The organism is Klebsiella sp. YJ (genome assembly GCF_002108615.1).
GTDB classification, from domain to species: Bacteria; Pseudomonadota; Gammaproteobacteria; order Enterobacterales; family Enterobacteriaceae; genus Klebsiella; species Klebsiella planticola.
Map to the genome: position 1 here is coordinate 22,155 of NZ_MTEG01000042.1, position 6,804 is coordinate 28,958.

Annotated in this window: 3 protein-coding genes and 1 pseudogene; all 4 read left to right on the forward strand. The window is 44.7% G+C overall.

The window, feature by feature from the left end:
* Nucleotides 1-82 precede the first annotated feature (82 nt).
* Nucleotides 83-4,324 (forward strand): Ig-like domain-containing protein, encoded by a 4,242-nt coding sequence (locus tag BV390_RS27715; protein WP_040209782.1) that lies wholly within the window; start codon nucleotides 83-85, stop codon nucleotides 4,322-4,324.
* 137 nt (nucleotides 4,325-4,461) lie between these two features.
* Entirely contained in the window at nucleotides 4,462-4,986 is a 525-nt protein-coding gene (lepB, locus tag BV390_RS27720) for a signal peptidase I (protein ID WP_004026522.1), read from the forward strand.
* Nucleotides 4,973-6,334: a TrbC family F-type conjugative pilus assembly protein gene (locus BV390_RS27725; protein ID WP_014386515.1), complete on the forward strand. Its 1,362-nt coding sequence runs from the start codon at nucleotides 4,973-4,975 to the stop codon at nucleotides 6,332-6,334. Before lepB ends, BV390_RS27725 begins: the two co-directional genes overlap by 14 nt.
* Nucleotides 6,331-6,705, forward strand: a pseudogene (locus BV390_RS27730) (TraU family protein); the annotation flags it as partial. The gene BV390_RS27725 and the pseudogene BV390_RS27730, both read left to right, overlap by 4 nt.
* Nucleotides 6,706-6,804 lie beyond the last annotated feature (99 nt).

Genomic DNA, 6,804 nt, shown 5'->3' on the forward strand with positions numbered 1-6,804 from the left:
TACTTCCCTTAATGGGAAAAATACGCTCTGTTCATAGGATACATTAGATGTAACTATGGCATAACTACGATCAGAGCGTTCCATGACTAAAATTAATAAAATCTCTTTCCTGATGTTCTGTTCTGTGTTCAGTGCTTTTTCAAACGCAGAATCGATAATGGTTTCCGGTACCCTGGAAACGTCATTACCAGATGTCAAATTTTCTACCAGTTCACAAGTAAATACGGCCTTCGTGAAAGAAAGTACGGTTACAGCTATTCCGGTATCTGAGGGATGCGAGGTGTCCTCTGATCCTAATGTCAAAAGTACGGCTGGTAGCCTGAAATGTGTGTTTGAATGGTTACCTAATAATTCCGGTATGCCGATTGCTAATGGGTTCTCACTGAAGGGCATCCCTGCGATCGCTGGGGATATCAAACTTCCATGGCAAATCGTTTACTACTCGGGCTCAGAACGTGAAAAAGTCATAGTCAAGGAAGGGGAGTACAACTTCAAGACTGTTGCGCCTGTAGCTCCTGTGATTACTTCTATAAAAGGTTCAATGAGCAACGGTTCTTCCGGTTCAACACTGACGTCATACATTAAAAACGAGACACTCTCAAATATTGATATAACCGTTGAACCCCGAGACTACGATATGGTCGCGTCTGTCGGTTCTGGGACATCCTGCGCCATTGCTGCAGGAGCCTCAAAATGTTCTATAACGACCGGAAGCGTAGGCATCAGTGATGGGAGTTCCGATTTCGGAAGCAGGGATGTAGGCGTAACCTTAAACTCGTTCAATAATTACTTCTCCCCACCAGTAACCTCTAAGGTGAGATTAAGCTGGGATTACCGCGCTCCAGCGATAGACAATACCTTCTGGAACGTCTCTAAAGAAGCTCGGTCATTCAAGATCGGAGATAAAGATATCTACGTTGCTCCGCAGACGATCGCTGTAGCTGTCTCGGTTCCTGCCCGGTCAGATACCAATGACTGGTGGAAACCTGCTGCAATGTCGCTCACACTTGCTCCTGATGGTAGCTTCTCTCCAATGACAAAAGTTACTTTAGATGATGGTACGGAGCTTAATTTTAACAAAATTTGGTCAACTCCGTCCCGTCGAACTCTTCAACCTGTCGCCGGATATCAGGAAGTTGCGGGTAAATTTGTTTATTTTTTTGATATAAGCGATCTGGCCAGCGCTTCTTACGTTGCAACATATTCTGTGTCTAATACAGCGGGCAATGATTCCAGTTATACCGAACCGGAATCTAAACTTATACTGTCTGATGAACCATCTGTTTCCGTTTTCAAGGACGGCTCAGAGCTTGTTAAGCGGGACCAGGTGTACTTCCTGAATGAGATCGTTATTGCTGCATTCCAGGGCGAAGAGGGTGTTGCCGACATCAAGAGCGTTGTCATTGATAACGTCATGGCTTCATACACTCCCACAAACGTCAAAGGGATCTACCGGTTAAAGCCGATGCCGTCACTCGAAACAAACAAAGTCCATACTTTGACGGTTGTTGCTGAGAATGTTAACGGTATATCCAAAACCTATTCAATCGATTTTACCTATATGCCGATGACTTTCACTCTGAAGTCCATCGAATCAGCGTCTACGATTTACGGTTACGTCCGTCCTTACACTTCGCTGGTTACTCAGCAATCAGGGAATACCTGTAAGATTTTCTCTACTGAAGAAGACGCTCAGGCGTTTCTTAGCCAGTTCGGAACTGCGGTTTATGGAACGGCCTGTTATGTTCAGTGGAACAACGTTCCATCTGGTCTCGAATTTTACTCGAAGTCTAAAGTTCCTGGCCTGACGGGTTACTTCTCTAAAGTTGGCGATAACGTCCTTGACTACAACGTCTATGTGATTAATACAAAAGGCTCTAAAGCCATTGCCACTCATAACCGTAAAACCGTTAAAGCCGTTGAACCGTTTGCACCTGAAATTTCATACAAGATGAGTAAAACGGTAGAGACTCTTGGTAAGGATACAGCACTGGTTTATATCACTGGTGGGGACGCAGCTAAGGTGCTTGCAAAATCAGTACCGGCTAACGTTGTCCTTACAACTAAGGTTGAAGGCCAGGACGCTGAAACTAAAACCTACAAGAATAAATCAGGTGGTGATACGCCGGTAACTTATTCTGAGCGTATAAAAGTACCTGCAGCGCCATTGTGGACGCAAACGAATGTAAACATCGAAGCTTCCTACGAAAATGAAGCCAGTATAAAGTCATCCAGTGTGCTCAAAGTTTATACTGTTCCAAACTTCAGTATTCGTGCCTATATGAAAGTTGCAGAGCGTAAATCAGCAACGAGTTTGAAAGTACCGGTATCGGTAAACATCGGCCAATGGAATAACAGCTGTAACTGTACATTGTACGATGCCTCCACAATGGGGCAGTGGGATGTGGTGGTTTACAAAGTTACCTCTAAATGGGTTACGGATGAAGAAACCGGTAAAGATGTTTCGGTAACTGAGCGAACTCCTCTGACCGGTGATCTGCCCGTTAACTCTGAGGGGATTGCGACCGGTGAGCTCAACATGGACGATCTGACTCTGGGTAGTCACCGCATCATCGCAGTAGCTACGGTACGCAGTCCGTTTAAAGATTTTGTACTCAAACGTGAGACATCAACAACAAGTATCAGGGTGTATAAAGGGGCCAACCTCGAAGGTGGGCTGTCTAAATCGCTTATTGTAGGCCGAGTTCCTCTGTCAGCAATGGTCTCATTCAGAACGAAAAGTACCGATGATTATGATTCCCTGAGTCCAACTGAATGGCAGATGTCCAGTAACAATGGATCAACCTGGAATACGCTTGAAGATATGACCGGACTTCGAAGCGTAAGCATCAAACAAAAAGAAGTAGGTAAGTGGCTTTACCGCGCCAAACTGACCAACAAATACACAGGTAAGGTCTCATATACCGATAATCTCACGGTGGTTGCTTACCGGGAACCTAAACCTGTTATCTCGGTTGGAAAGGTTCTTGAGGGGCACAGCATCCCGGTGACACTGACTGATAACAATGAAGATGTACAAGGTAGTGCAGTTGAAGTCCAGTGGTCAGAGGATGGAGAGGAATGGACTGAGGGGGGGGTTAAATACATGATTACGTCCTCGGAGGTGCCCAAGTATATCTTTGCAAAAGTACGGTATACCGAAACCGACGAAATGGCCGGGAAATCGGCATGGAAAGAAACTCGTGCTCGTGTCACTGTCATTAAGCATAAGAAATTGTCGGTTAAGGTTGAGGGGAACTCGCAGGTAGAGGTAGGTAAAAAAGTTACTTTGCAGGGTACCTACACGAACCCTAATATCGAGTACTCATCTGATGCTAAAGTTGTCCAGGAGTGGGTGCTCCCTGATGGAAGCGTAAAACAGGGGGGGCTGCTTGATACCGTCCTGACCGAAGACATGTTAGATGAACGTGGGTATGCAACGTTTACGTATCAGGCCTACATGCCGGAGGCAAAAGACAGAACCATAGCAAAACGGAAAATCAGCGTAAAATCTTGGGTATACAAATTCCCGGAGCCACGCCTGAATACAAAACTGAAATACACCATGATACCTTCGGAACTCACCGTATCAGTCTCTGGTGTGGATGTTTCTTATCCTGGAGTTGTGTTCACCCAGGACTGGCAATACGACAAAAATATGATGACGCTGTCCAGCGACAATAACGGGACGAAAGTGTTCCAGGTAACAAAATCGGGTACACATACGTTGACGTATGTCCTGAAGGATAACAGGAACAATGAAGCCCGGGTTGATTACACTTTTATCGTGAACGAACAGAGTCCGATGGAAATTAGCGTTACTCCCAAATACTCTAACAAGTTCATGAGGGCCCCGCTGGACCTGTCCTTGAGGTCCAGTGTTAAGCTGGCCCACTCGGCAGACTCAATTGACAATGTGACGTTTAAGCTGAATGGTAAGCCTGTCGATGGTGGCAAAAATTACTGGTCACAGACGTTTGAGAACATCATGGAAGGTAGTTATAAACTGGAAATGGACGTTGTCAGTACGCAGGGTCAGAGAGGGGTTGTTGTGGTTGATTTTGACGTGATACCGAACACGCCTCCTACATGTAACCTGACATACACTGAAACGCAACTGAGCTGGGCATTTACTGCAAAATGCAGTGATCCTGACGGCAAGATTTCCAGTTATGTTTGGAAGGTGAATGATCAGGTTCGTGGTGTGTTCGGAAGTACTGCAACACTGTCCAAAGCTCAAAATAAGGGTAAGCTGGTGGTGTCTATAACTGCTTACGATGACAGCGGTGATTCAGCGACAAGTTTCATTACGTTGAATAACTGACATAAGTCATTCTCTTGAGTAGCCCCTGAGTCAGGGGCTATTTTTTTTGGTAAATGATTAAAATCATCTTGTTATTCAGCAAATGGCCTCTTCCTTTCGGGCATAATATCCTGAAATAATCATTCAGGACCCATCTCATGTTGATGTCCCTTAGATATCTTTCTCCGCACAGAAGAGGTGTTTTACGAGTTGATAAATCACTGATTCTGCACCTGGTGATCATCTCGGTATTAATGCATCTGTTCTTTTCCCGCTTCACTCTGGGGCATGGACTCCTGCATGGCTGTATTCCAGCTGATTATTACATGGTGGATAAATATGATAAGGGCTATGAAATTGGGGATATGATTAACTTCACCATGGACAGAGATGTTCGATTCATTAAACCTGGGGAGAAGGTAATAAAAATCGTTGCTGGTAAGGGTGGGGACAAAATCCAGATTACAGAAACATACGTTAAAAACGGCGACCGTATTTTCCGGGTTGACGGAAGGCGTATTGCCAAAAAATACCATATTGAACCGCAAATTCTGAACCGTGAAATCACGGTTCCAGCTGGACACATTTTCGTAGTTGGCCAGACCGATTACTCATGGGATTCCCGTTTTTGGGGAACAATACCAGAAACGACAATCACAGGAAAAGCATATGCCATCTTCTGAATGTATTAAAAAGTTACTTTTTAGCTGCCTGTTAGCTACATCTCTGTCATATGCCGATGACTCTATTGATCATGCAAAGACTCAAAGCATAGAGTCGATTGTCGGCACACCCCGGTACAATCCCAGCTCTGTCTCCGACAGTGTGCGTGCGGTGATAGAACACACAGGTAAGCTGCGTGAAGCGGAAGCGATGAGTGATATTGCGCAGGACATAAAAAAGAATCAGTCTACAGAGGCCTTCTCTGAAGAGGCAGACACAATTAACAAGTCAAAAAACGAGTCAATGCGAACCCAGTCTTCCAACGTTGAAAAAATGTTTGGGAAGTCGGGGATTACTGCACAGGACTTCGAACGTAAATTAGATAACAACAAAAATGAAGAACTATCGACTGATAATGGCTTGACAATATTTGCATCATTCAGCATGCCAGACTATGTATTGATAGACCTGATTAAAACAGCATCGGAAAACAATGCGCGCGTGGTGTTCAGGGGGCTTAAGGAAGGTGTAGAAAACCTTATTCAGATGCAGGTAGTGCTGCGTGATTATATATCTAAAGCAAAAATAAAAAAAGAACCTTTAGTCACCCTCGATCCGGAAAGTTTTACCCAGTATAGCGTAAAAGAAGTTCCAACGATGGTGTACAGAAAAGATGATAAAACCTACAAGATTAGTGGGTCGATTAACATTAAGTATTTCATGAAACAGATCGAGGAAAACCCAGAAAAAACAACCTTCCCGGTTTCAGCCCAAACATTCCCTATAAAAGAGAAAAGTATTGTACAGGAACTTGAGGAGAGAAGTAATAAATATGACTGGGAGGCGGCCAAAAAGAACGCAATAAAATCAACTTGGCAAAATCAGTGGATGGCGTCCCTTCCCGTATCTGACGAGAATAAAATCTGGTATATCGACCCAACAATTCAGGTAAACCAAGATATTAGAGATAACCAAGGTAACCTCATTGCTGCCGCAGGGCAGAAGGGAAATCCTCTTGCTCAATTTCCACAGAAACTGACAATGATCGTTTTTGACCCAATGAATTCTGAGCAGCTGACATGGGCCAAAATACAGTTTCGTCACCGTTTCGGCGAAGGAAAAGTTATGCCCATTTTTACGCGAATCAAACGTGATGATGGCTGGAAGCATTTAGAGGAGTTGCGCGGCCAGTTCTATGGGCAGATGTACAAGATCAACCCTGAAATCATTAGCCGGTTCCTGATTAAGTCCACCCCTACAATCATATCGGTTGAAGGAACCTACTTCAAAGTACAGCAGTTTGCTCAGGCAGATGTACGCGAGTATACGCGTATAAATCAGCAATCAGAAAAAGAGGCGGCTCAATGATACGAAAGTTACTTTTGTCAGCATTCACTGCTGTCATGCTCAGCCTGGCTTTACCAGGAATGGCGATTGGGGCTGAGACGGGTAGCGGAATCTGTCAATCGGCCGGTGTTTGGAAAGGTTTGATTAAAAACATCTGTTGGAGCTGTATTTTTCCAATGCGCATTATGGGAGTAGGCTCCTCACCAGAAGGGGCTGCACCGTCACAACCCGTATGTTATTGCACAGATCAAAATGGGGTCCCAGAGGTAGGATGGCAACTGTCGTTTTTCCAACCAGTAAAAATAGTAGAGGTTGTACAGTCACCATGGTGTTCGCCATTCCTTGAAGGGGTTAGTCTTCAGTCTTCAAGCTTCGATATGGGGAAAGGGGCACTGTTGCAAAGTTAGCGATGAGGCAGCCTTTTGTCTTATTCAAAGGCCTTACATTTCAAAAACTCTGCTTACCAGGCGCATTTCGCCCAGGGGATCACC

Bases quoted from the DNA above. Each gene is read 5' to 3' on its own strand.
- BV390_RS27715 (WP_040209782.1), top strand. From the start codon at position 83: ATGACTAAAATTAATAAAATCTCTTTCCTGATGTTCTGTTCTGTGTTC.
- lepB (WP_004026522.1), top strand. From the start codon at position 4,462: ATGTTGATGTCCCTTAGATATCTTTCTCCGCACAGAAGAGGTGTTTTA.
- BV390_RS27725 (WP_014386515.1), top strand. From the start codon at position 4,973: ATGCCATCTTCTGAATGTATTAAAAAGTTACTTTTTAGCTGCCTGTTA.